This is a genomic window from Mycolicibacterium frederiksbergense, from assembly GCF_012223425.1.
Taxonomy (GTDB): Bacteria; Actinomycetota; Actinomycetes; order Mycobacteriales; family Mycobacteriaceae; genus Mycobacterium; species Mycobacterium frederiksbergense.
This window is the reverse complement of sequence record NZ_CP038799.1, coordinates 4,872,735-4,896,505: the sequence shown is the minus strand read 5'-3', so window position 1 is coordinate 4,896,505 and position 23,771 is coordinate 4,872,735. Positions and strand designations below refer to the sequence as shown.

Annotated in this window: 20 protein-coding genes; 13 read left to right on the top strand and 7 right to left on the bottom strand. The window is 68.7% G+C overall.

The window, feature by feature from the left end:
* The first annotated feature begins 10 nt into the window (after nucleotides 1-10).
* A complete protein-coding gene (locus EXE63_RS26705) occupies nucleotides 11-1,411 on the top strand; it encodes a protein adenylyltransferase SelO (RefSeq protein WP_168144431.1) in 1,401 nt (466 codons plus the stop codon).
* Between the two features lies 1 nt (nucleotide 1,412).
* Here the strand turns inward: EXE63_RS26705 and EXE63_RS26700 are convergent, their stop codons facing one another.
* Both EXE63_RS26700 and gcvT read right to left on the bottom strand, forming a co-directional pair.
* Nucleotides 1,413-2,519 carry a branched-chain amino acid aminotransferase gene (locus EXE63_RS26700; protein ID WP_105362452.1) on the bottom strand — a complete coding sequence of 369 codons (1,107 nt, stop codon included), beginning with the start codon at nucleotides 2,517-2,519 and terminating at the stop codon, nucleotides 1,413-1,415.
* Nucleotides 2,520-2,541: 22 nt separating this feature from the next.
* On the bottom strand, nucleotides 2,542-3,639 hold the full coding sequence (gene gcvT, locus EXE63_RS26695; RefSeq protein ID WP_168144430.1) for a glycine cleavage system aminomethyltransferase GcvT: 1,098 nt from the start codon (nucleotides 3,637-3,639) through the stop codon (nucleotides 2,542-2,544).
* 43 nt (nucleotides 3,640-3,682) lie between these two features.
* On the opposite strand from gcvT, the gene EXE63_RS26690 reads away from it, so the two are divergent.
* Entirely contained in the window at nucleotides 3,683-4,759 is a 1,077-nt protein-coding gene (locus EXE63_RS26690; protein WP_168144429.1) for an adenylate/guanylate cyclase domain-containing protein, read from the top strand.
* A gap of 14 nt (nucleotides 4,760-4,773) precedes the next feature.
* Nucleotides 4,774-6,288 carry a leucyl aminopeptidase gene (locus EXE63_RS26685; RefSeq protein WP_168144428.1) on the top strand — a complete coding sequence of 505 codons (1,515 nt, stop codon included), beginning with the start codon at nucleotides 4,774-4,776 and terminating at the stop codon, nucleotides 6,286-6,288.
* Nucleotides 6,289-6,291: 3 nt separating this feature from the next.
* Here the strand turns inward: EXE63_RS26685 and EXE63_RS26680 are convergent, their stop codons facing one another.
* Both EXE63_RS26680 and EXE63_RS26675 read right to left on the bottom strand, forming a co-directional pair.
* Nucleotides 6,292-8,058: an SDR family oxidoreductase gene (locus tag EXE63_RS26680; RefSeq protein WP_168144427.1), complete on the bottom strand. Its 1,767-nt coding sequence runs from the start codon at nucleotides 8,056-8,058 to the stop codon at nucleotides 6,292-6,294.
* 3 nt (nucleotides 8,059-8,061) lie between these two features.
* Entirely contained in the window at nucleotides 8,062-8,418 is a 357-nt protein-coding gene (locus tag EXE63_RS26675; RefSeq protein WP_168144426.1) for an oxidoreductase, read from the bottom strand.
* 144 nt (nucleotides 8,419-8,562) lie between these two features.
* Here EXE63_RS26675 and sucB point away from each other — a divergent pair, with 144 nt between their 5' ends.
* The 6 genes from sucB to EXE63_RS26645 all read left to right on the top strand — a co-directional run bounded on the left by sucB (nucleotide 8,563) and on the right by EXE63_RS26645 (nucleotide 15,540).
* The gene (gene sucB / locus EXE63_RS26670; protein ID WP_168144425.1) at nucleotides 8,563-10,338 is read left to right on the top strand and encodes a 2-oxoglutarate dehydrogenase, E2 component, dihydrolipoamide succinyltransferase; all 1,776 of its coding nucleotides are present in this window, start codon (nucleotides 8,563-8,565) and stop codon (nucleotides 10,336-10,338) included.
* A 12-nt stretch (nucleotides 10,339-10,350) separates the two neighbouring features.
* Nucleotides 10,351-11,253: a TIGR01777 family oxidoreductase gene (locus EXE63_RS26665; RefSeq protein ID WP_168144424.1), complete on the top strand. Its 903-nt coding sequence runs from the start codon at nucleotides 10,351-10,353 to the stop codon at nucleotides 11,251-11,253.
* A 10-nt stretch (nucleotides 11,254-11,263) separates the two neighbouring features.
* The gene (gene lipB, locus EXE63_RS26660; RefSeq protein ID WP_168144423.1) at nucleotides 11,264-11,935 is read left to right on the top strand and encodes a lipoyl(octanoyl) transferase LipB; all 672 of its coding nucleotides are present in this window, start codon (nucleotides 11,264-11,266) and stop codon (nucleotides 11,933-11,935) included.
* Nucleotides 11,932-12,876, top strand: coding sequence for a lipoyl synthase (gene lipA, locus EXE63_RS26655; RefSeq protein ID WP_168144422.1), 945 nt, complete (start codon nucleotides 11,932-11,934; stop codon nucleotides 12,874-12,876). Before lipB ends, lipA begins: the two co-directional genes overlap by 4 nt.
* 4 nt (nucleotides 12,877-12,880) lie before the next feature.
* Nucleotides 12,881-13,633 (top strand): DUF4191 domain-containing protein, encoded by a 753-nt coding sequence (locus tag EXE63_RS26650; RefSeq protein ID WP_168144421.1) that lies wholly within the window; start codon nucleotides 12,881-12,883, stop codon nucleotides 13,631-13,633.
* A gap of 83 nt (nucleotides 13,634-13,716) precedes the next feature.
* Nucleotides 13,717-15,540 (top strand): amidohydrolase, encoded by a 1,824-nt coding sequence (locus tag EXE63_RS26645; protein ID WP_168144420.1) that lies wholly within the window; start codon nucleotides 13,717-13,719, stop codon nucleotides 15,538-15,540.
* Nucleotides 15,541-15,544: 4 nt separating this feature from the next.
* Here EXE63_RS26645 and EXE63_RS26640 read toward each other — a convergent pair whose 3' ends face one another.
* Nucleotides 15,545-16,021: an RDD family protein gene (locus EXE63_RS26640; RefSeq protein ID WP_168144419.1), complete on the bottom strand. Its 477-nt coding sequence runs from the start codon at nucleotides 16,019-16,021 to the stop codon at nucleotides 15,545-15,547.
* A gap of 117 nt (nucleotides 16,022-16,138) precedes the next feature.
* On the opposite strand from EXE63_RS26640, the gene glnA reads away from it, so the two are divergent.
* The 3 genes from glnA to EXE63_RS26625 all read left to right on the top strand — a co-directional run bounded on the left by glnA (nucleotide 16,139) and on the right by EXE63_RS26625 (nucleotide 18,571).
* Entirely contained in the window at nucleotides 16,139-17,575 is a 1,437-nt protein-coding gene (gene glnA / locus EXE63_RS26635; protein ID WP_168144418.1) for a type I glutamate--ammonia ligase, read from the top strand.
* Nucleotides 17,576-17,695: 120 nt separating this feature from the next.
* On the top strand, nucleotides 17,696-18,121 hold the full coding sequence (locus EXE63_RS26630; protein WP_168144417.1) for a DoxX family protein: 426 nt from the start codon (nucleotides 17,696-17,698) through the stop codon (nucleotides 18,119-18,121).
* A gap of 33 nt (nucleotides 18,122-18,154) precedes the next feature.
* Entirely contained in the window at nucleotides 18,155-18,571 is a 417-nt protein-coding gene (locus EXE63_RS26625; RefSeq protein ID WP_168144416.1) for a DoxX family protein, read from the top strand.
* Here EXE63_RS26625 and EXE63_RS26620 read toward each other — a convergent pair.
* The gene (locus tag EXE63_RS26620) at nucleotides 18,568-19,197 is read right to left on the bottom strand and encodes a PaaI family thioesterase (protein ID WP_168144415.1); all 630 of its coding nucleotides are present in this window, start codon (nucleotides 19,195-19,197) and stop codon (nucleotides 18,568-18,570) included. The two genes, EXE63_RS26625 and EXE63_RS26620, sit on opposite strands and share 4 nt — an antisense overlap.
* Before the next feature lie 179 nt (nucleotides 19,198-19,376).
* Nucleotides 19,377-19,880 carry a hypothetical protein gene (locus EXE63_RS26615; protein ID WP_168144414.1) on the bottom strand — a complete coding sequence of 168 codons (504 nt, stop codon included), beginning with the start codon at nucleotides 19,878-19,880 and terminating at the stop codon, nucleotides 19,377-19,379.
* Between EXE63_RS26615 and EXE63_RS26610 the strand changes: the two genes are divergently transcribed.
* Nucleotides 19,870-23,769: a cadherin-like domain-containing protein gene (locus tag EXE63_RS26610; protein WP_168144413.1), complete on the top strand. Its 3,900-nt coding sequence runs from the start codon at nucleotides 19,870-19,872 to the stop codon at nucleotides 23,767-23,769. The genes EXE63_RS26615 and EXE63_RS26610 overlap by 11 nt on opposite strands.
* Nucleotides 23,770-23,771: the final 2 nt, after the last annotated feature.

Below are 23,771 nucleotides of genomic sequence, written 5' to 3'. Positions count from 1 at the left end.
CGTCGAGAAGATGACCACCTCGACCCTCTCGCTGGGCAACCGCTTCGCCACCGAGTTTCCCGAGCTGGCGATCAGCTGGCAGGCGCAGAACCCGCCGCAACCCAGCCTGCTGCTGCTCAACGAACCGCTGGCCCACGAGCTGGGACTGGACCCCGACTGGCTGCGCAGCCCGGCCGGTATCGGTCTGCTCACCGGGACGACCCTGCCCGCCTCGGCGACGCCGGTCGCCCAGGTCTATGCCGGTCATCAGTTCGGTGGGCTGCAGCCGCGCCTCGGTGACGGCCGGGCGCTGCTGCTCGGCGAGTTCGAGGACGGCCGCGACCTGCACCTCAAGGGCTCGGGCCGAACCCCGCTGGCCCGCGGCGGTGATGGCCTGGCCGCGATCGGCCCGATGGTGCGTGAGTACGTGATCAGTGAGGCGATGCACGCCCTGGGGATCCCCACCACCCGATCGCTGGCGGTGGTGGCCACCGGTGCGACGGTGCATCGGGAGACCCCGCTGCCGGGCGCGGTGCTGGCCCGGGTCGCCGCCAGTCACCTGCGGGTCGGCAGTTTCCAGTACGCCGCGGGTACCGGGGACAAAGCACTGCTGCGCCGCCTCGCCGACCACGCGATCGCCCGCCATCATCCCGGCTGCGCGCAGGCCGACAACCCGTACCTGGCGTTGTTCGACGCGGTGATCTCGGTGCAGGCCGAACTGGTGGCCCGGTGGATGCTGGTGGGGTTCATCCACGGCGTGATGAACACCGACAACGTGACCATCTCCGGTGAGACCATCGACTACGGGCCATGCGCGTTCATGGACACCTTCGATCCGGCCACCGTGTTCAGCTCGATCGACAGCTGGGGCCGCTACGCCTACGGCAATCAGCCGGCGATCACCGGATGGAACCTGGCCCGCTTCGCCGAGACGCTGCTGCCCTTGATCGACGACGATGCCGATACCGCCATCGAACTGGCCACCGCCGCGCTCGGCGCGTTCGCCCCGCGCTACCAGACGGCGTGGCGTGCGGGAATGCGCGCCAAACTCGGCCTGGCTCAGGGCTTTACCGACGATGCCCTGATCGATGAGCTGCCGGCGCTCATGGCGGAGCACCGCACCGATCACACCTCGTTCTTCCGCGCGTTGGCGCACGGTGACATGCCGCTGGGATTCATGGCTTGGGTGAAACGCTGGCGCACACACTCCCCGGACACCGCGGCGATGGATGCGGCGAACCCGGTCTACATCCCGCGCAACCACCTGGTCGAGGAGGCGCTGGCGGCAGCCACCGCCGGAGATGTCGGACCGGCACGCACGCTGCTGGACGCGATCGGGGATCCGTTCACCGAACGCCCCGGCCTGCAGCGCTACGCGCTGCCCGCATCGGAGGATTTCGCCGCCGGCTACCGCACCTTCTGCGGCACCTGACTCAGTTCAGCCGGGCCATCCAGCCGTGCGTGTCGGCGAAGGTGCCGCGCTGGATCCCGGTCAGGGTGTCGCGCAGCGCCATGGTGATCTCCCCGGGCTGCCCGTCGGCGATGGTGAACTCACCCTCGCGATGCTTGACGTGCGACACCGGGGTGATCACGGCGGCGGTCCCGCACGCGAACACCTCGGTGATCTCGCCGGCGATTGCCTTCTTCTGCCATTCGTCGACATCGATCTTGCGTTCCTCGATGGCGAAGCCGGCGTCGGTGGCCAACTGCAGCAACGAGTTCCGGGTGATGCCGGGCAACAACGAGCCGGACAGCTCCGGGGTGACCAGGCGCGCCGATCCGCCGCTGCCGAACACGAAGAACAGGTTCATCCCGCCCATCTCTTCGACGTAGCGGCGTTCGATCGCATCCAGCCACACCACCTGATCGCAGCCCTGCTCGGAGGCCTGGGCCTGGGCCAGCAGCGAGGCCGCGTAGTTGCCACCGAACTTCGCCGCACCGGTGCCGCCCGGGGAAGCCCGCACGTACTCGTTGGACAGCCACACGCTGACCGGCTTGATGCCGCCCTTGAAGTACGCCCCGGCCGGCGAACCGATGACCAGGTAGCGGTACTCGTCGGAGGGCCGCACGCCCAGTCCGGGTTCGGTGGCGATCACGAACGGACGCAGGTACAGCGATTCCTCGCCGCCCGCGGCCGGCACCCACTGCTCGTCGACCGCGATGAGCTGGCGCAGCGATTCCAGGAACAGCTCGGTGGGCAGTTCGGGGATGGCCAGTCGGTGCGCCGAGGTCTGCAGCCGGGCGGCATTGGCCTCCGGCCGGAACGACACGATGGAACCGTCGGCCCAGCGGTAGGCCTTCAGTCCCTCGAAGATCTCCTGCGCGTAGTGCAGCACGATCGCCGACGGATCCAGTTCGATGGGGCCGTACGGCAGCACCTGCGCGTCGTGCCAGCCGTTGGCGGTGGTGTAGCTCAGCGACACCATGTGGTCGGTGTGGAACCGCCCGAAGCCGGGATCGGCCAGGATGCCCGCTCGTACTTCATCGCTTGCCGGGGAGGTGTTGCGGGCAAGCGTGAATTCGAGGGGGCGGTCAGTCATGAACCGATTGTATAACCCAAGGCTAACGGGTTTTCGCCTGGACAAAGGGCGGGCTTACCACTTCGCATTCCAGGGCCCGCCCGCGCACATCGACGGTCACGGTCGCGCCGTCCTCGATCCCGGCGGCGGTGTCGATCAAGGCCAGCGCGATGCCGACCTTCAGTGTGGGAGAGAACGTTCCCGATGTCGTGACGCCCACCGGGGTATCTCCGTCGAGCACCGTCATATCGGCCCGCAGCACGCCCCTGCCCAGCGCCTTCAGGCCGCGCAGCAGCCGGGTCGGTCCGGCCTGTTTCTCGGCCAGCAACGCGTCGCGGCCCCAGAACGCGTCCTTCTTCCAGCCCACCGCCCAGCCGGTGCGGGCCTGCAACGGGGAAATGTCCAACGACAGTTCGTGCCCGTGCAACGGGTATCCCATCTCGGTGCGCAGGGTGTCGCGGGCGCCCAGGCCCGCAGGCTCGCCGCCCGCGACACGCACGGCCTCGACCAGAACGTCGAACACCGCCCCGGCGCGATCCCATTCCGGTAGCAACTCGAATCCGTGCTCCCCGGTGTAGCCGGTGCGGCACACCCGGGTGGGCACACCGGCCACCTCGCCGTCCGCGTAGCCCATGTAATCCATCGTCGTCGGCAGCCCCAGTCCCGCGACGATCTCGGCGGCCTTGGGTCCCTGCACCGCCAGCACCGCATAGGAGCGGTGCTCATCGGTGATGGTCAGGCCGTCCGGGGCGTGGCGCACCAACTCGGCGACGACGGCGGCCGTGTTGGCGGCATTGGGCACCAGGAAGATCTCGTCGTCCGCGACGTAGTAGGCGATCAGATCGTCGATCACGCCACCGGTCTCGTTGCAGCACAACGTGTACTGCGCCTTCCCCGGTCCGATGCGATTGAGGTCGTTGGTGAGCGCGCGGTTGACGTAGTCGGCCGCACCCGGGCCCTTCACGAGCGCCTTGCCCAGATGGCTCACGTCGAACAGGCCGACGGTGGTGCGGGTGGCGGTGTGCTCGGCGACGGTGCCCGCGTACGACACCGGCATCAGCCAGCCACCGAACTCGGCGAAACTGGCGCCCAGTGCGCGGTGTTGTTCTTCCAGCGGGCCGTGCAGCAGGTTCTCACTCACGAACTCACCCTAGTGCGAGCCTCCCTGCTGTCACACTGGCCCGGTGGTGGATTTCGACGCGCTCCAGGCCGCCGGGATCGCCGACGCGCGCGGCCGGGCGGCCCTGATCGAATACCTGGCCGGGCTCGGCTTCAGCCCCGAGGAGATGGTCGACGCCGAACGGCGCGGACGCCTGTTCGGGCTGGCCGGTGACGCGGTCCAGCTGACCGGTCCGCCGATCCACAGCCTGACCACCGCGGCGCACGCGCTGGGGCTCCCGGTCGCCGAGGTGGCGAAGGCCTGGGCCGCGCTCGGACTCACCGTCGCCGGTCCCGACGAGTTCGTGCTCAGCCAGGCCGATGTGGATGGCCTGGCCACCTGGGTCGATATGCGTGGGCCGCTCGGTGACGAGGCCGCCACCGCGCTGCTGCGGGTGGTGGGGGCCGGGATGGCGCGGCTGTCCGAAGCGGTGGCCTCGATGATCCGTGCCAACACCCCGGACATCCAGATCGAGCAGTCCCATGACGAATTCCGCACGGCCAGGGCCTATCGGGTCGCCGCGGAGTTCGTCCCGCGGCTCGGCGCACTGATGGACGCCGTGCACCGTCATCACCTGCGGACCACCCGGATGTATTTCGAGCAGGTAGCCCGCGAGGATCCGGCGACGGTGGTGTGCGGCGTCGGGTTCGCCGACCTGTCCGGTTTCACCTCGCTGACCCAGACTCTCGGCATCCCCGAACTGACGGCACTGCTCAACGAATTCAGCGCCGCCGCAGCCGATATCATCCATGGCCTGGGCGCACGGCTGGTCAAGTTCATCGGCGACGAGGTGATGTGGGTGGCACCGAGCCCCGAGCAACTGGTGCGGGTCGCCGAGGACATCGTCGGACATCCGCGCGCCGCAGAGGCCGGCCTGCTGATCCGGGCCGGCCTGGACTACGGCACGGTGCTGACCTTCGGCGGGGACTATTTCGGCAACCCGGTCAACCGCGCCGCCCGACTGGTGGCCGCCGCGGCCCCCGGCCAGATCCTGGTCTCGGAGTCCGTGCACGAGCTCTCCCCCGGCCGCCAGACCGCCGCCGCGGCACCGCTGCGGCTGAAGGGCTTCGACGAGCCGGTCAACGCGTACGCGTTGACCTGATTAGGGTTGTGCGGATGAGCAGCGCACCCGGATACCAGGCCCCCACCGTCACCGTCAGCTCGTCCCTGCCCGGCAGGGGCATGGCCGACGCCGTGCTCGTCGTACCGGCGGTCACCGGCGACGCCGGTCCGGCCGTCATCGGCGTCGACTCCGTGCTGGATGCCGACACCATCGGGGCCATCGAGTCCGGCCTGCGGGCGCTCAACGGGACCGGCGGCGAAGGTCAGTTGCACCGGCTGGTGATCGCCGCGCTGCCGGTGGCCAGCGTGCTGACCGTCGGCCTGGGCGATCCGAGCGACGAATGGCAGCCCGACACGATCCGCCGCGCCGCGGGGTCTGCGGCGCGCTCGCTGGACAAGGTCGCCACCGTCGTCACCGCGCTGTCCACCCTGGACCTGGAGGCCGCCATCGAGGGCCTGATCCTCGGCGGGTACCGGTTCACCGATTTCCGCAGCGACAAGACCGCGCCCAAGGACACCGGCCTGACCAAGATCGTCGCGCTCGCCGGCGACGCGAAGGCCGCCACCAAGGCCGCCGCCGTCCGCGCCGTCGATGTGGCCTCCGCCGTCGGTACCGCCCGCGACTTCGTGAACACCCCGCCGAGCCACCTGTTCCCGGCCGAATTCGCCAAGCAGGCAAAGGCATTGGGCGAGACCGTCGGTCTGGTCGTCGAGGTGCTCGACGACAAGGCGCTGACCAAGGCCGGTTACGGCGGCATCGTCGGGGTGGGCAAGGGTTCGTCACGGCTGCCCCGGCTGGTGCGCCTGACCTACAAGGGCGCCAAGCGCGGCGGCAAGCGGGTCGCACTGGTCGGCAAGGGCGTCACCTTCGACACCGGCGGCATCTCCATCAAGCCCGCCGCCAACATGCACCACATGACCTCCGATATGGGTGGCGCGGCCGCCGTCATCGCCACGGTGGTGTTGGCCGCCACGCAGAAGCTGCCCATCGATGTGATCGCCACCGTCCCGATGGCCGAGAACATGCCCTCTGCCACCGCGCAGCGTCCCGGCGATGTGTTGACCCAGTACGGCGGCATCACCGTCGAGGTGCTCAACACCGATGCCGAGGGCCGCCTGATCCTGGCCGACGCCATCGTGCGGGCCTGCGAGGACGACCCGGATTACCTGATCGAGACCTCGACGCTGACCGGTGCGCAGACCGTGGCGCTGGGCTCCCGGACCCCCGGCGTGATGGGCAGCGACGAGTTCCGCGACCGGGTGGCCACGCTGTCGCAGTCGGTCGGCGAAAACGGCTGGGCGATGCCGCTGCCCGAGGAGCTCAAGGACGATCTGAAGTCCACGGTCGCCGATCTGGCCAATGTGAGTTCCTCGCGCTTCGCCGGCATGCTCGTGGCCGGGGTGTACCTGCGTGAGTTCGTCGCCGATGACGTGCAGTGGGCGCACATCGACATCGCCGCGCCCGCCTACAACACCGGCGGGCCGTGGGGCTACACCCCCAAGGGCGGCACCGGGGTGCCGACCCGGACCATGTTCGCGGTGCTGGAGGACATCGCCGCCAACGGCTGATCCTCAGCCCAGGTTGGCCCGCGCGGTGCTGCGCATCACCTGCGGCAGCGCGTGCGCCACCCCGTAGACCAGGTACGCCTCCGGGGTGACCGGGCGGATCGGCGTGTTCTTCTGCACCGCCGAGACGATGGCCTTGGCCACCTTCTCCGGGCCGTAGCGCCGCAGCGCAAATCCGTTCTTGAGCTGTGCCCGAAGCGGTTCCACGTCGGCCCGCTTGTGGGTGGGCACATCGAAGCGGGTGGCGTCGATGATGTTCGTGTCGATGACGCCGGGACACACCGTCGTCAGTCCGATCCCCGCCGAATCCAGTTCGGCGCGCAGGCAGTCGGAGAACATGAACACCGCGGCCTTGCTGGTGGCATAGGCATTCATCGCCTGCGTCGGTGAATACGCGGCCATCGACGCGACGTTGACGATGTGCCCGCCGGTGCCGCGCTCGACCATCCGCGCCCCGAATGCCCGGCAGCAGTTGACGACCCCGCCGAAGTTGATGGCCAGCACCCGGTCGAACTGGTCGGCCGGGGTGTCCAGGAACAGCCCGGCGTGCCCGACACCGGCGTTGTTGACCAACACATCGGGCACCCCGTGCGCGGCGCACACCTGCTCGGCGAACCGACCGACGGCCTCGGCGTCGGCCACGTCCAGCCGGTAGGCGTGCGCGGTTCCGCCGCCGGCCGTGATCTCCGCGACGGTCGCGGCCGCCGCCCCCTCATCGATATCGCTCGCCACGATCTCGGCGCCCAAGGCGGCGAAGGCCAGGGCGGTGGCGCGCCCGATACCGCTGCCCGCCCCGGTCACCGACACCAGCTGATCGCCGAACGGCGCACGCGCCACACCGACCTCGGCCCGTGCGAGCTCACGTCCGGCCGGGGCGCCGCCCAGGTGATCGACGAGCTCGGTGACGGCCCGGGCCAGCGCACCGGGATGCGACAGCGGCGCCCAGTGCCCGGCGATCAGGTCGCGCCGCCACAACCGCGGCACCCGGTCCGGGATATCGGCAAAGGCGTAGGGCCGCACATAGGGATCCTTGGTGTTCACGATCAGCTGAACCGGGATGTCGACACGATGGTCGGCGCGGGCGTGGCGCAACCCGTGGAAGAAATTGGCCCGGTACACCTTGACGCCGTTGACCGCGTCGCCGACGAATCCCCGGGAATGGTGGATGGCCTCCGGCGCGATGCCGTCCTTGAGCAGCCGCCGCCGCATGCCGCCGCGCCCGACGGCGATCCGGACCGCCGCCGGCGCCAGCACCGGGGTGGAGAACGCAGCCATGTAGGACAACCGCGCGAGCTGGCTGAGGCCGCGGACGAATCGGCGTGGCCGGTAGGGCTGTGTGAGTCCGTCGATCACGAAGCGATTGAGATGGTCGCTGCTGGGCCCAGACACCGACGTGAACGACGCCACCACATCCGCCGCGCCGGGCCGGGCCAGGTATTCCCACACCCCGACCGAACCCCAGTCGTGCGCCAGCACGTGCACCGTCGCCGCCGGGCTGACCGCCGCGGCCACCGCGGCGAAATCGTCGGCGAAACGCGCCATGGTGTAGCTCGAATGATGGCTGGGCACCGCCGATTGCCCGACGCCGCGATTGTCGTAGCGGATCACCCGGAAGCGTCCAGAGAGCAAGGGCACGACGCTGTCCCACAGCACGTGGGAGTCCGGCCAGCCGTGTACCAGCACCACCGCCGGGCCGTCCGGATTGCCCTGTTCGTAGACCGCGATGCGGGTCCCGTCGGCACTGTCGACGAACCGTTCGGTGATGTCGGTCATGGCCTACCCTTCGAGGTCTTTGCGCATCGCACGGTCGCGCTCGATGCGGCGACGCGCATCGTAATCGCGCATGCGCTGCGGGTAGCCCACTTTCTGCACGTCGTAGACCGGGATGTCGAGTTGCGTGCTCAATCTGCGGGCCCCGGCGTCACCGCCGGTACGCCGTCGGGTCCATTCACCGTCGGCGGCCACCAGCACGACGGTGACCTCGGTGACGGTGGTCTGAGGCTCCACGAAGGCCTCCACCCCGATGTGTGTGGCCACCCAGTCACGCAGATACGCCAGGTCGGCAGAAGCCTGTTTTCGGGTCTGTGATCGCGATCCGCCACGCGGACGCCGCCACCTGTCGAACAGTCCCAACTGGGGTTACTCCTCTCGGACGCCTCCTTCGATGGTGCCAGAGCATCGAGTGGGCGGTCCGTCACGACCGCACGCGACGGACGTGACAGGATAGAAGGGCATTTCATACGACACGTGACGATGACTTTCGAGGAGTCAAAACCCATGGCAATCTCCGTCCAGATGCCCGCACTCGGTGAGAGCGTCACCGAGGGGACCGTCACGCGATGGCTTAAGCAGGAGGGCGACACCGTCGCCGTCGACGAACCCCTGCTTGAGGTCAGTACCGACAAGGTCGACACCGAGATCCCGTCGCCCGCCGCCGGTGTCCTCACCAAGATCATCGCGGCCGAGGATGACGTCGTCGAGGTCGGTGGCGACCTCGCGCTGATCGGCGAAGAGGGCGAGTCTTCCGACGAGGCCTCGGCCGAGGAGTCGACCGGCAGCGACTCGGGCGATTCCGCTCCCGCCGAAGAAGCCGAGCCCGAGCCGGAACCCGAGGAAGAAGCCGAAGAAGAGGCGCCCGCCGCGGCGCCCGCGCCCGCGAAGCCCGCCGCCTCCGGTGGCGGCGATGCCACCTCGATCACCATGCCCGAACTCGGCGAGTCCGTCACCGAGGGCACCGTGACCCGCTGGCTGAAGAAGGTCGGCGACGAGGTCGCCGTCGACGAGGCGCTGGTCGAGGTGTCCACCGACAAGGTCGATACCGAGATCCCGTCGCCGGTTGCCGGCACCCTGCTGTCGATCACCGCCGAGGAAGACGATGTCGTCCCGGTCGGTGGTGAACTCGCCAAGATCGGTTCGGCCGATGCCGCGCCGGCTGCGAGCGAGCCCGAGCCCGAGCCGGCTCCCGAGGAAGAACCGAAGGAAGAGCCCAAGCCCGAGCCGAAGGCCAAGCCCGCCGAGGAAGCCAAGCCCGAACCGGAGCCGGAGCCCAAGGAACAGCCGAAGCCGGAATCCAAGCCCGCGCCGGCCGCCGAGAGCGCCCCGTCGGGTGACGGGTCGCCGTATGTCACCCCGCTGGTGCGCAAGCTGGCCACCGAGAACGGTGTCGACCTCAACGCGGTCAAGGGCACCGGTGTCGGCGGGCGGATCCGCAAGCAGGATGTGCTCGCCGCGGCAGAGGACAAGAAGGCGCCGGCACCCGCCGCACCTGCCGCGTCCGCGCCCGCCGCTGCCGCCCCCGCCAAGCCCGCCGCGGCCCCCGCGCTGGCGCACCTGCGCGGTACCACGCAGAAGGCCAACCGGATCCGGCAGATCACCGCGAAGAAGACCCGCGAGAGCCTGCAGACCACCGCCCAGCTGACCCAGACCCACGAGGTCGATCTGACCAAGATCGTGGCGCTGCGGGCCAAGGCCAAGGCCAGCTTTGCCGAACGTGAGGGCGTCAACCTGACGTTCCTGCCGTTCTTCGCCGTGGCGGTTGTCGACGCACTCAAGGCACACCCGAACGTCAACGCCAGCTACAACGAGGACAGCAAGGCGATCACCTACTACGACGCCGAGCACCTCGGCTTCGCGGTGGACACCGAGCAGGGCCTGCTCTCCCCCGTCGTGCACAACGCCGGCGACCTCTCCCTGGGCGGGCTCGCCCGCGCGATAGCCGATATCGCGGCCCGCGCGCGGTCGGGCAACCTGAAGCCCGACGAGTTGTCCGGTGGCACCTTCACCATCACCAACATCGGCAGTCAGGGTGCGCTGTTCGACACGCCGATCCTGGTCCCGCCGCAGGCGGCGATGCTGGGCACCGGCGCGATCGTCAAGCGTCCCCGCGTCGTCGTCGACGACAACGGCAACGAGTCGATCGGTGTGCGTTCGGTGGCCTACCTGCCGCTGACCTACGACCACCGCCTGGTCGACGGGGCCGACGCCGGTCGCTTCCTCACCACCGTCAAGCGCCGTCTCGAAGAGGGCGCATTCGAGGCCGACCTGGGGCTGTAGCCGGTGGCGGGCATGGTCGTCGCCATCGCAGGATCCTCGGGTCTCATCGGCTCGGCACTGACCACGGCGCTGCGCACCGCCGATCACCGGGTGATCCGGCTGGTGCGTCGGCGCCCGTCGAACGCCGACGAGGTGTTCTGGAATCCCGACACCGGTGAGTTCGATGTCGGCGAATTGGCCGGCGTCGACGTCGTGGTGAACCTGTGCGGGGTCAATGTGGGCGCCAAGAGGTGGTCGGGTGCGTTCAAGCAGAGCCTGCGCGACAGCCGGATCGGGCCCACCGACGTGCTCGCCGCCGCGGTCGCCGAAGCCGGTGTGCCGCTTCTGGTCAACGCCAGCGCGGTCGGCTTCTACGGTGACACCCGCAACCGGGTGGTCGACGAGAGCACCCCGCACGGCGCCGGATTCCTGGCCCAGTTGTGCGTGGACTGGGAGGCGGCCACCGCGGCGGCCGCCGATGCCGGTGCCCGGGTGGTGCTGCTGCGCACCGGGCTGGTGCTGTCCCCCAGCGGCGGCATGCTCAACCGGCTGCGCCCGCTGTTCGGGTTGGGCCTGGGGGCCCGGCTCGGGAATGGACGGCAGTACTTCCCGTGGATCAGCCTGGAGGACCAGGTGCGGGCGATGCTGTTCGCCATCTCGCACACCGGGCTGTCCGGGCCGGTCAACGTCACCGGGCCGGCGCCGGTCACCAACGGCGAGTTCACCTCCGCGCTCGGTCGCGCGCTGGGCCGGCCGACCCCGATGACCGTGCCCGGCTTCGCCTTGCGGGCCGTGCTCGGCGAGTTCGCCGACGAGGGTCTGCTCGGCGGGCAGCGGGCCATCCCGGCCGCGCTGGAGGAAGCCGGGTTCGTGTTCCACCACAAGACGGTCGGCGAGGCGCTCGCCTATGTCACCGCGGGCGCGCCGCCCGCGTAGCGTGATGGTCATGGATTCCATCCGTTCATCCCCGGTGCCCCTGCAGGTCAAGCTGCTGGGCACGGTCGATTACCGCGAGGCCTGGCAGCTGCAGCGCGAGATCGCCGAGGAGCGGGTGGCCGGCGGTCCGGACACCCTGCTGCTGCTGGAGCACCCGCCCGTCTACACCGCGGGCAAGCGCACCCTGCCCGAGGAACGACCCGCCGACGGTGTCCCGGTGGTGGACACCGATCGGGGCGGCAAGATCACCTGGCATGGCCCCGGCCAGCTCGTCGGCTATCCCATCGTCGGGCTCACCGAACCGCTGGATGTGGTGAATTTCGTCCGCCGTCTCGAGGAGGCGCTCATCACGGTGTGCGCGGATGTCGGGGTGGACGCCGGCCGGGTCGAGGGCCGCTCCGGTGTCTGGGTGCCCGGTGACGACGGGCGGCCGGCCCGCAAGGTCGGTGCGATCGGCATCCGGGTGGCGCGCGGGGTGACCCTGCACGGGTTCGCCCTGAACTGCGACTGCGACCTGGGCGCGTTCGGCGGCATCATCCCGTGCGGCATCGCCGATGCCGGGGTGACCTCGCTGACCGCCGAACTGGGCCGACAGGTCGGAGTGAAAGATGTCACCACCGCCGTCGCCGACGCCGTCTCCGGTGCTCTGGACGGACAGATCCGCGTAGCATTGACCCGGTGAGTGTCGTCCCCGAAGGCCGTAAGCTACTGCGCCTTGAGGTGCGCAACGCCGAGACGCCGATCGAGCGCAAACCGCCGTGGATCAAGACCAAGCTGCGCACCGGCCCGGAGTACACCGAACTCAAATCGCTGGTGAAGCGCGAGGGCCTGCACACCGTGTGTGAAGAGGCCGGCTGCCCCAACATCTACGAATGTTGGGAAGACCGCGAGGCCACCTTCCTCATCGGCGGCGAGCAGTGCACACGGCGCTGCGACTTCTGCCAGATCGACACCGGCAAGCCCGCCGAACTGGACCGCGACGAACCGCGCCGCGTCGCCGAGAGCGTGCAGGCCATGGGGCTGCGCTACTCGACGGTCACGGGTGTGGCCCGCGACGACCTGCCCGACGGCGGCGCCTGGCTCTACGCCGAGACGGTGCGCCAGATCCACGCCCTGAACCCGAACACCGGTGTCGAGTTGCTGGCCCCGGACTTCAACGGGGTGCCCGCGTTGCTCGAAGAGGTCTTCGAGTCGCGTCCGGAGGTGTTCGCGCACAACGTCGAAACGGTGCCGCGCATCTTCAAGCGGATCCGGCCCGCCTTCCGCTACCAGCGCAGCCTCGATGTCATCACCGCCGCCCGCGACTTCGGTCTGGTCACCAAGAGCAACCTCATCCTGGGGATGGGCGAGACCCCCGATGAGGTGCGCACCGCGCTGGTCGACCTGCACGAGGCCGGCTGCGACATCGTCACCATCACCCAGTACCTGCGCCCGTCGCCGCGGCACCACCCGGTGGACCGGTGGGTGCATCCCGACGAGTTCGTCGATTTCACCGCGTTCGCCGAGGGCGTCGGATTCGCCGGCGTGCTGGCCGGTCCGCTGGTCCGGTCGTCCTACCGCGCCGGCCGGCTCTACGAGCAGGCGGCACGGGTTCGGGCATCCGCCACACCACCCGTATCCTGATCCAATGGCGAAATCGCGTAACCCCGCCCAGACCAAGGCCGCCAAGGCTGAGGCGAAGGCCGCCCGCAAGGCGGCCTCGAAGCAGCGGCGCAGTCAGCTCTGGCAGGCATTCCAGATCCAGCGCAAAGAGGACAAGCGCCTGCTGCCGTACATGGTGGGTGCTTTCGTCGTCATCGTCGCGGCGTCGGTCGCGTTGGGCATCGTCGCCGGTGGCTTCACCACCTACATGCTGATCCCGCTCGGCGTGATCCTCGGCGCACTGGTCGCGTTCATCATCTTCGGCCGTCGCGCGCAGAAGTCGGTGTACAAGAAGGCCGAGGGCCAGACCGGCGCGGCGGCCTGGGCGCTGGACAACCTGCGCGGCAAGTGGCGGGTCACGCCCGGAGTCGCGGCGACCGGGCACTTCGACGCGGTGCACCGGGTGATCGGCCGCCCCGGGGTGCTGCTCGTCGGCGAAGGCGCGGCCTCCCGTGTGAAACCGCTACTGGCCCAGGAGAAGAAGCGCACCGCCCGGCTGGTCGGCGATGTCCCGATCTATGACATCGTCGTCGGCAACGGCGAGGGCGAGATCCCGCTGGCCAAGCTGGAGCGTCACCTGAACAAGCTGCCGGCCAACATCACCGTCAAGCAGATGGATTCGCTGGAGTCCCGTCTGGTCGCACTGGGTTCCAAGATCGGCCCGGCCGCCATGCCGAAGGGCCCGATGCCCGGCAATGCCAAGATGCGCGGTGTGCAGCGCACCGTGCGCCGCAAATAGTCGCACACGCAAATATTCGGCGAGTCCCCGTCACGGGCGTCGCCGGATTGCTTAGATGTCTCGCATGACATCTGGGCGGGTGCATGTGCACCGCATGTGACTGGGCACCGCATTTCGCCGCACTGAACCTGACTTCGAGCCGCCGGACGGTGCTACGCGCCGCCACCGTGGTGATGGCGGCGACGACCGTCGGCACGATCGCGGCGTGCGCCGACGGTTCGGCACCTGTCCCCGCGACGACACCCGCGCCCGGCGCCGATCCGGGCGCGGACTTCGTGTTCCGCAACGGCCCGATCTACACCGTCGCCGGCACCGACCCCTGGGCGCAGGGTTTGGCCGTCACCGGCAACAGCATCTCCTATGTGGGTGACGAAGCCGGCGCGATGGCGCTGGCGGGCCCGGCCACCCGCGTCGTGGATCTCGGCGGCAAGCTGCTGATGCCCGGGTTCGTCGAGGGCCACATCCACCCGTTCCTGGGCGCCTTCCTCAGTCACGGCGTCGACCTGCAGGTCCCCACCAAGGACGACGCGCTGGCCGCGATCGCGCAGTACGCCCAGGACAATCCGGACGGCCCCGTGCGCGGATTCGGTTGGCGGGTGGACATGTTCGGCCCCGACGGCCCGACCCGCGCCGAACTCGACGAGGTACTACCCGACCGCGCGGGCTTCTTCTTCGCCATCGACGCACACAGCATGTGGGCCAACAGCAAGGCCCTCGAGCTCGCCGGGGTGAACCGCGACTCCCCCGACCCGGTGCCCGGCTTCAGCTACTACCAGCGGGATGCCGACGGTGACCCCACCGGCTATGTGCTCGAAGTGGATGCGGTGCTCAGCCTGGTCGACGCCATCGACCCGATCTCACCCGAGGGTATGCAGAGCATGCTCGTGGAGTGGCTACCCAAGGCCTCCGCCGCGGGCATCACCTCGGTGTTCGACGCCGGCGTACCCCCGGTCGGCGGGGATCAGGCGGCCATCATCGAGTTGTACGCCGCCATCGAGGACAGCGGCGCGCTGCCGTTGCGCGTGGTCGCGTCCTACAGCGTCAAATCGCCGCCGTTCGACGACGCCGTCACACAGTTCAACTCGCTCCGGCAGCGCATCGGCACCGATCTGGTCAGCGTCGGCTTCGTCAAGATCGTCGGTGACGGCACCCAGGGCGGGTACACCGCCTGGCTGCTGGAACCCTATGCGGACAAACCGGATTCGACCGGCGGGTCGCCGTTCACCGAGGACCAGTGGCACCAGATGATCGGCCGGATCGACGCCGCCGGGATCGACGTGCATGTGCACGCCTGCGGTGAACGGACCGCCCGGGTGGCGCTGGACGCCCTGGAGCAGGCCATCGCCGCCAACCCGCCGCGCGACCGCCGCCACACCGTCGCACACCTGGTGTACGTCGAAGACCCCGACAGCGCCCGGTTCGGCACGACCGGAATCCTCGCGCAGTTCTCGGCGAACTGGTGCTCAGCGGACCCGGACACCGTGCTGAACATGGCCGCGCGCTACGGGGCGCCGCGCAAGGACAACTTCTACCGGATCCAGGATGTACTGCGATCCGGCGGGCGGGTGTCGCTGGGCACCGATTGGCCGGCCGCCGGGTACTTCTCCACGTACAAACCGCTGGACTCGATCCAGATCGGGGTGACCCGCCAGCTGATCGGCGATCCGGGCGCCGAGGTGCTCGCGCCGGCCGATCAACGCCTGAGCGTGCAGCAGGCGGTGCACGCCAACACGCTGGGCGCGGCGTATCAGATCCGGCTGGAGGACAAGGTGGGCTCGCTGGAGGCGGGTAAGCGCGCCGACCTGATCGTGCTGGACCGCAACATCCTGGAGATCGACCCCCACGACATCCACGGCACCACCATCACCATGACGATGATGGACGGCAAGGTCCGCCACGAGGTATGAACGGTCAGCGCCTGACCACGGCGGTCTTGGTGGCCAGATCGGACAGGCTGCGCTGGTCGCTGTCGGTGAACAGCGGCGGGATCACCAGCGCCACCAGCACACCGCGGGCCAGCGCACGACCGATCCCGACATGTTGGCGATTGTCCACCGACACCACCATCAACCCGAGGGCCATCTGGCCCGGAGTGAAACCGAACAGCCGCACCGATGCCGCGCCCAGCAGCAGCCAGATGACCAGGACCGCGGTGGACAACGTCTGCAGCGACAGCAGCCCCAGACTCATCGCCAGCGCCGCCAGGCCGTACGCGATCATCCAGTCGACCAGCAGCGCCGCGGTGCGTCGCCCGAATCCGGCGATCGACCCCGACCCGTGCTGCGGCAGGCCCAGCCGGTGCCCGGGGTACTCGTCGGGCCCGTCGGCGGGGTTGCCCGACCTTGAAGGTTCCGGTCCGGACAACCAGGATGAGAGCTCACGGGCCATACGACCAAGCATAGAGCGGAAGGCATTGCGTAACGTCCACGCAACATATGGTTGATGACCGTGCAACATCGTGTCCTTAGCGTCAACGCGCGGGTCACCAGAAAAGGAGAACTTGTAGTGGCAGAAAAGACCTCCGATGACATCTTCAAGCTGATCAAGGACGAGAATGTCGAGTACGTCGACATTCGGTTCTGCGATCTGCCCGGTGTCGTCCAGCACTTCTCGATCCCGGCAGCGGCATTCGACGAGAGCGTGTTCGAGGACGGGCTGGCCTTCGACGGCTCCTCGGTGCGTGGCTTCCAGTCGATCCACGAGTCCGACATGATGTTGCTGCCCGATCCCAACACGGCACGCATCGACCCGTTCCGGGCGGCCAAGACGCTGAACCTCAGCTTCTTCGTGCACGATCCCTTCACCCGTGAGGCGTACTCGCGCGACCCGCGCAACGTCGCCCGCAAGGCGGAGAACTACCTCACCAGCACCGGCATCGCCGACACCTGCTACTTCGGTGCCGAGGCCGAGTTCTACATCTTCGACTCGGTGAGCTTCGACTCGAAGATCAACGGCACCTTCTACGAGGTCGACTCCGAGTCGGGCTGGTGGAACAGCGGCGAACCCTATGAGGCCGACGGATCCCCCAACCGCGGTTACAAGGTGCGCCCCAAGGGTGGCTACTTCCCCGTCGCTCCGTACGACCACTATGTGGACCTGCGCGACGAGATGGCCACCAACCTGCAGAACGCGGGCTTCACCCTGGAGCGCGGCCACCACGAGGTCGGCACCGCCGGCCAGGCCGAGATCAACTACAAGTTCGACACGCTGCTGGCCGCGGCCGACGATGTGCTGCTGTTCAAGTACATCATCAAGAACACCGCGTGGCAGAACGGCAAGACCGTCACCTTCATGCCCAAGCCGCTGTTCGGTGACAACGGCTCGGGTATGCACGCCCACCAGTCGCTGTGGAAGGACGGCAAGCCGCTGTTCCACGACGAGTCGGGTTACGCGGGTCTGTCGGACATGGCGCGCCACTACATCGGCGGCATCTTGCACCACGCACCGTCGCTGCTGGCGTTCACCAACCCCACGGTGAACTCCTACAAGCGTCTGGTGCCGGGTTACGAGGCGCCGATCAACCTGGTGTACAGCCAGCGCAACCGCTCGGCCTGTGTCCGCATCCCGATCACCGGCAACAACCCGAAGGCCAAGCGCCTCGAATTCCGTTGCCCGGACAGCTCGGGCAACCCGTACCTGGCGTTCGCGGCCATGCTGATGGCCGGTATCGACGGCATCAAGAAGAAGATCGAGCCGCTCGCACCGGTCGACAAGGATCTCTACGAGCTGCCGCCGGACGAGGCCGCCAACATCCCGCAGGCCCCGACGTCACTGGCTGCGGTGATCGACAGGCTCGAAGAGGATCACGAATATCTCACCGAGGGTGGCGTGTTCACCGACGACCTGATCGAGACCTGGATCTCCTACAAGCGGGAGAACGAGATCATGCCGATCCAGATCCGCCCGCACCCGTACGAGTTCTCGCTGTACTACGACGTGTAAATCCCACCGGGAGCTGCACCAGACGACGCCACCCGCGCCGCGATCGCCAACCGATCGTGGGGCGGGTGGTTTCGTCTGTGCCCCTGAACCTCTCGCCCGCAATGGGTAGTGTCCGAATACATGATCAATCTGTCCGCCCGACTGGACGCGCTGGCACCGTCGATACTGAGTCTCGTCCGGATCGTCTTCGGATTCCTGTTCACCGCGTTCGGCACCTCCAAGATGTTCGGTTGGCCCATAGCGATGACGATGCCGACGGGGTCCTGGCCCGGCTGGTACGCGGGGCTGATCGAACTGGTCGCCGGGCTGCTCATCATGTTCGGCCTGTTCACCCGCGCCGCGGCGTTCGTCGCCTCCGGCACCATGGCCGTGGCCTACTTCTGGCAGCATCAGCCGATGGGCCTCTGGCCGATCGTCCCGCCGGAGTACGGCGGAAACGGCGGCCTGTCCCCGATCCTGTTCTGTTTCGTCTTCTTTCTGCTGGTGTTCACCGGCCCGGGCCCGTATTCCGTGGACAGGTTGCGGACCCGGACACCCGAGCACTAGGAAATAAGCGGACCGTAGTCCTATTATTGGCGCATGGCCTCGCCCACTATCGACACCAAGCTGACGCAGTTCGCGCCCGTGGTCCTCTCGATCTTCCGGATCGTGTTCGGATTGCTCTTCACGCTGCACGGCACCCAGAAGCTGCTGGGATTCCCGACCGCGATGGAAACCGGCACCGTCCCGATGGGCACCTGGCCGTACTGGTACGCCGGGGTCCTGGAACTCGTGCTCGGCCTGCTCATCCTGACGGGACTGTTCACCCGCATCGCGGCGTTCATCGCCTCCGGCGAGATGGCCTACGCGTACTTCAGCGCGCACCTGCCGACGGCGTTCTGGCCCATCGACAATGGCGGCGAACCCGCGGTGCTGTTCTGCTTCGGGTTCCTGCTGCTGGTGTTCCTCGGCGGCGGTTCGATCGCCCTGGACACCTTCATCCGAAGGAAGCGCTAAACCGCTTCGCGCGCCCACGCGGGCATGATGAAGATGCCCTCGGCCTCGACCGTCACGCCCTCGGCGTCCAGGATCTGCCCGCGCGCAAAGGCTTTGATCCCCTCGGTCCGATCCACCCAGGCCTCGGCACGCAATGGCCCGAGCGGGGTGCCGCGCACATACCTCAGCGTCAGCGTGCCGGTGAAGCGCGGCTTGCGCAGACCCTCGCTGGCCACCTCCCCGAGAATGTGGTCGAGCACCAGCGCGCAGATGCCGCCGTGCACCCGCCCCGGCGGGCCCTCGTAGGGCGCCCCGAGCTCGAATTCGGCCCAGCAGCGCCCTGATTCGGTGTGCTCGATGAGCAGCGGCGGCGCAATCGCATTGCGCAGACCGATCACCGGGTCGGCCCAGGTGATGGGCCTGCCGGTATCGGCATGCAGCATGGTCCGCGGACCGTCGTGGCGCTGCTGCTCCAAGGTGTCGGCGACAGCGTCCAGGGTGACCTGCGCCCGGCGGATCGTCTCGCTGTCGGCCCCGGTGGTGATGCCGGCCGCCACCAGCCTGCGCACCGCGGCGGCCAGCGGCCCGTGTAGCGCCTGCTGGCGGTCGTGCTCATCGGCGCTGATCTCGGAAAACGGCTGGCTCATCAGATGGTTCTATCATTAGCCGGTCTATCAGTAGCCGGGCCGGCACTCAAACGCGCCATCGTCTCCGGTCGGGGCGTTTTTGTGGTCTACTTCCAGGCAGTGTTGTCGTTGCCGTCAATTGTTCGGCCACAAGGCGGGGGCGTGATCGTGAGGGACTCGACGGCAGCGGGTTGTGCCCGTCACGTGGGCCGCGTCGGCGCGCTCGCGGTGGCCTTGGGAATCGGTAGCGCGATCGCGGTCCCGGCACCGGCCTGGGCCGATCCCGGCACCGGCGGCTCGGAGACCAGCCAGTCCGACAGCGCGACCTCCGCGTCCGAACCGACATCGACCGACCCGACAGCGCCCGAGACGACACCGGAGACCGCCGGGTCGGAGACCGGCACCGCGCAGCTCAGCGCCGAACCCGGACCGGCGGCCACCGCATCCGAGCGTCCCTCGCTCCGGACGGCGTCGCCGAAGAAGAAACCCCGCACCGCCCTCACGCAGCGGCGCACCACCAAGACCGCGGCGGCACCGGCGCCGCGGCAGACCATCGAGCCTGCGGCACCGGCCCTGGCGCACCCCGTGACCCCAGAACCGGTCGCCGCCGCGACCCCGGTGATCGCCGCCGCCATCGCGAGTAGCACTGTCCCCCAGTCCGTTCCGAAGCCGACATTGCCGACACCGGCGAAGGTGATCAACACCCTGCTGTCCGCGCTGGCGGCACCGTTCCAGGGCAGCCGGCCCGGCCCGACGGTCGAGTTTCCCGGCCTGTGGGTGCTGCTGGCCGCGGCACGCCGCCAACTCGGTGTCACCCCCACCGCCGCGGCGGCTTCCGCCCCGGCAGCCCTGGCGGCCGCCGTCCCGATCGATCCGGTCCCGATCCACGTGCTCGACCCGGTGCCCACCACCGGCCGCCCGGGCGCGGTGGCGGCCACCGACACCCGCGCCTACCTGGTCGATGCGAGCACCGGCACCGTGACGGTGGTCGACACCCTCAACGGCGCCGTGATCTCGACGATCCCGGTTGGCACCGATCCCGTCTCGATCGTGGTCAAGGCCGACGGCAAGGCGGTCTATGTGGCCGACGCCGCCGGCCGCTCGATCGCGGTGATCGACACCGCCACCAACACCGTGAGGCGCCAGATCGCGCTGCGCTTCACCCCCACGACGCTGGCGATCAGCCCGTCCGGTGGCGCGGTGTACATCGGCAATGCCACCGGCAAGATGGCCAAACTCAGCACGTCGACAAATCGCATCTCCGCCTGGATCGGCAACACCACCGGTGCCACGGCGCTGGTGGTCAGCCCCGACGGCAAGCGGGTGTACGCGACCACACCTGCGGGCATCGCCGCCTACAGCACCTCGTCGTGGTCGAACTCGGCGAAACTGCTTGCCGGGACGGTCGATTCCACGGTGCTCGCGGTGGGCCGAGATTCCACGGCCCTCTACACGGTGACCGGCGGCACCACCATCAGGGTGCTCAGCGCGGCCAACTTCGGCGTCCTCGGCGAGTTCACCGCCGCCAAGCCCACCCTGAGCGCCACCGTCGGCAAGGACGGATCACTGTTGTTCCTGGCCGCCGCCGACGGCGACGTGGCGGTCTACGACACCACGAGCCGGACCCTGCAGACCACCGTGGACACCGGCATCGGCATCGGTGGCCTGGCCGCAAGCCCGGACGGTATGCAGCTGTACCTGACCGATACCGCCGCCGGTGCCCTGCGGGTGGTCTCGCTGGTGCCCGCCAATCAGCGGCCCACGGTGGCGGCGGCGACCGGCACCGGCAATGCGGTCACCGGTCAGGTGATCGGTACGACCGGTGTCACCGACGGTGACGGCGATGCCCTGACGATCACCGTCCTGGCCAAACCCACCAAGGGCACCATCACGTTCGGCGCCGACGGCACCTTCACCTATACCCCCACCGCGAGCGCCCGGCATGCCGCGGCCGCCGACACCGCGCCACTGTCCGCACTGACCGACACGATCACCATCACCGTCGACGACGGACGGCGCGGGGTGGTCCAGCAGACCATCACCGTCGCGGTGGTCCCGGCGAACACCGCCCCCGTGGTGAAAGTGACAGTGGGCAAGCCCAATTCGACGACCGGCGTGATCACCGGCACCGTGAAGGGAACTGACGCCAATCGCGACCGCATCTACTACGACGGCACCACCGCCACGCTGAAGGGCACCCTGGTCGTCGCCGCCGACGGCAAGTTCACCTACACCCCGACCGTCACCGCCCGGCATGCCGCGGCCACCGCGGACCCGTCGGCGAAAACCGAGACCTTCACCGTCACCGTCGATGACGGGCACGGCGGTCTCCTGACGGTGCCGGTGACCGTGACCATCAGTCCCCGCAACACCGCACCGACCGCCGCGTCGATCAGCGGGCTGTCCGCCGACCCGGCGACCGGGCGGGTCACCGGAAAGATCGGCGTCACCGATGCCGACCACGATCCGCTGACGTTCGTGGTGCCCACCGTTCCGGCGCGCGGCACCGTCGTCGTCAACGCCGACGGCAGCTTCGGGTACACCCCCACCACCGCCGCCCGCGCCGCCGGCAACAGCACCGATTCGTTCACCGTGCGGGTCGATGACGGACACGGTGCGACACAGACACTCACGGTGTCGGTCACCGTGGCGGGATCGACACCCGGCAACGACCTGCCGGTGGCGGGCACCGTCGTGTACACGGTGAACGCGGTGACCGGCGCGGTGAGCGGTCAGATCCAGGTGACCGACTCGTCCCCGTTGAGCTACCTGCTCGCCTCGGCGACGCCCACCGACGGCACGCTGACCATCAACCAGAACACGGGCGCATTCACCTTCACGCCGAATACCGTTGCGCGCTACCGCGCCTGGTTCACACCCGGTCCCGATGCACTGAACGTCACCGTGTCGGCGCTCGACGGCGCGCACGGGATACCGGTCGACCTCAACATCCCGATCGCGGCGGTGCACCCCGATGTCGACGGCACGCTCACACTTGCCGAGCTGCGGAACCTGGCGGCGACCGGCTACCTGGATGTCGGCCGGAACGCGGCGGGCAAGGTACGCAGCATCGACGGCACCTTCACCGTCGACACCGTCACCGATGCGGTGTCGGCTGCGGCCCTGCTGAACCGGATCTCCATCCTGCTCGGCGTGCCCACCGGGTTCGCCAAGGCCGGTGAGATCACCATGGCCACCAACGACTTCGGCACGAAGTCCTACCGGCTGAACCCGACGGTGAACGGGCTGCGGGTGCTGGGCGGCGAACTGGTGCTCACCACCGACGGCACCGGCACGGTGACGAGCCTGATCAGCAACTACGACACGGACATCACCGGGGTCAGCACCGTCCCGATCGGCACGGTGGACCGGGCGTCCAAGGTCATCGAGCTGATCAAGACCGACCTGGTCTCCGATCTCGGCGGCGCTCCCAGCCAGGCCACCAGGGATGCCTTCTTCGCGACACTGCACTACGACACCGAATTGGTGATCTACCACGAGGATCTGAACAACGAGCCCAGGCTGGCCTGGCGGGTCGACGTGACCTCCGCGGCCGACAGCCGATACCCCTCGATCGGCACCCGCTACATCATCGCCGCGAACGGGGCCAAACCCGGCGCCATCATCTCCGAATTCTCCACCGCTCAGCACGCTGTGGCCCCGGTGCGCTCCTCGGGCACCGATCAGCTGGGCAAGGTGCGCACGGTGACCGCCGCCAACACCGGGTCCTCGATCGTGCTGACCGATATCGGCCGCAACATCACCACCTACGCGACCAGGTACCAGAGCACGTGGTCGGGGTTGCCCAGCATCCCCGGCGAGGTGGTGGGGTATACGACGAGCTGGCTGCGGTCCGCGGTGTCGGCACAGGCGAACATGATTCGGGTCTTCGACTACTACACCGACGTGCTGGGCCGGGATTCGTTCGACGACAACGGCGCAGCGCTGATGATGAGCATCGACTACAACCCCGGCGGCGTGGCGGCGAGCGGCTGGCGCAATGCCGCCTGGACCGGATCGGTGATGGTGTTCGGGGATGCCGGCAACACCCAGGCGGCCCTGGATCTGGTGGCCCACGAATACACCCACGCGGTCATCCAGTACATCAACGGGCTGGCCTACCTGGGCGAGTCGGGCGCCATGAACGAGTCCTATGCCGACATCATGGGCGCTCTCATCGAGAACAAGACCGGTTCTGCCCGTTGGCTTTTCGCCGAGGATGCCGCGGGCTACCCGTACCGCGACATGGCCGATCCGTCGGACTACCGGCAGCCCGAGCATTACGGCGGCCGCCTTGTCGACCCGTGTGGCTGCACCGCCGACGACGATTTCGACTATGTGCACAGCAACAGCGGCATCATGAACTTCGCCGCCTACAAGATGATGGAAGCCACCAAGAATCAGGTGTCCGGCGAACAGTGGGCGCGGGTGTTCTACGACTCGCTGTACCGGCTGCCCTCGACGGCGAAGTTCGTCGACGCCCGCTACGCGATCATCGCGTCGGCACGCGCCGAGGGTTTCGGCGCCGCTCAGATCGAGGCCATCAAGACGGCCTTCGACTCCGTGGGGATCGTCGCCGACCGGCTAACCTGACC

Excerpts from the sequence above, each read along its gene's own strand:
- EXE63_RS26680 (WP_168144427.1), bottom strand. The coding sequence starts at position 8,058 with ATGACCGACATCACCGAACGGTTCGTCGACAGTGCCGACGGGACCCGC.
- EXE63_RS26700 (WP_105362452.1), bottom strand. The coding sequence starts at position 2,519 with ATGACTGACCGCCCCCTCGAATTCACGCTTGCCCGCAACACCTCCCCG.
- EXE63_RS26640 (WP_168144419.1), bottom strand. The coding sequence starts at position 16,021 with ATGGCCCGTGAGCTCTCATCCTGGTTGTCCGGACCGGAACCTTCAAGG.
- EXE63_RS26645 (WP_168144420.1), top strand. The coding sequence starts at position 13,717 with ATGTGCACCGCATGTGACTGGGCACCGCATTTCGCCGCACTGAACCTG.
- EXE63_RS26685 (WP_168144428.1), top strand. The coding sequence starts at position 4,774 with ATGAGCAGCGCACCCGGATACCAGGCCCCCACCGTCACCGTCAGCTCG.
- EXE63_RS26665 (WP_168144424.1), top strand. The coding sequence starts at position 10,351 with ATGGTCGTCGCCATCGCAGGATCCTCGGGTCTCATCGGCTCGGCACTG.
- EXE63_RS26705 (WP_168144431.1), top strand. The coding sequence starts at position 11 with ATGACCACCTCGACCCTCTCGCTGGGCAACCGCTTCGCCACCGAGTTT.
- sucB (WP_168144425.1), top strand. The coding sequence starts at position 8,563 with ATGGCAATCTCCGTCCAGATGCCCGCACTCGGTGAGAGCGTCACCGAG.
- EXE63_RS26630 (WP_168144417.1), top strand. The coding sequence starts at position 17,696 with ATGATCAATCTGTCCGCCCGACTGGACGCGCTGGCACCGTCGATACTG.
- lipB (WP_168144423.1), top strand. The coding sequence starts at position 11,264 with ATGGATTCCATCCGTTCATCCCCGGTGCCCCTGCAGGTCAAGCTGCTG.
- EXE63_RS26650 (WP_168144421.1), top strand. The coding sequence starts at position 12,881 with ATGGCGAAATCGCGTAACCCCGCCCAGACCAAGGCCGCCAAGGCTGAG.
- EXE63_RS26620 (WP_168144415.1), bottom strand. The coding sequence starts at position 19,197 with ATGAGCCAGCCGTTTTCCGAGATCAGCGCCGATGAGCACGACCGCCAG.
- EXE63_RS26625 (WP_168144416.1), top strand. The coding sequence starts at position 18,155 with ATGGCCTCGCCCACTATCGACACCAAGCTGACGCAGTTCGCGCCCGTG.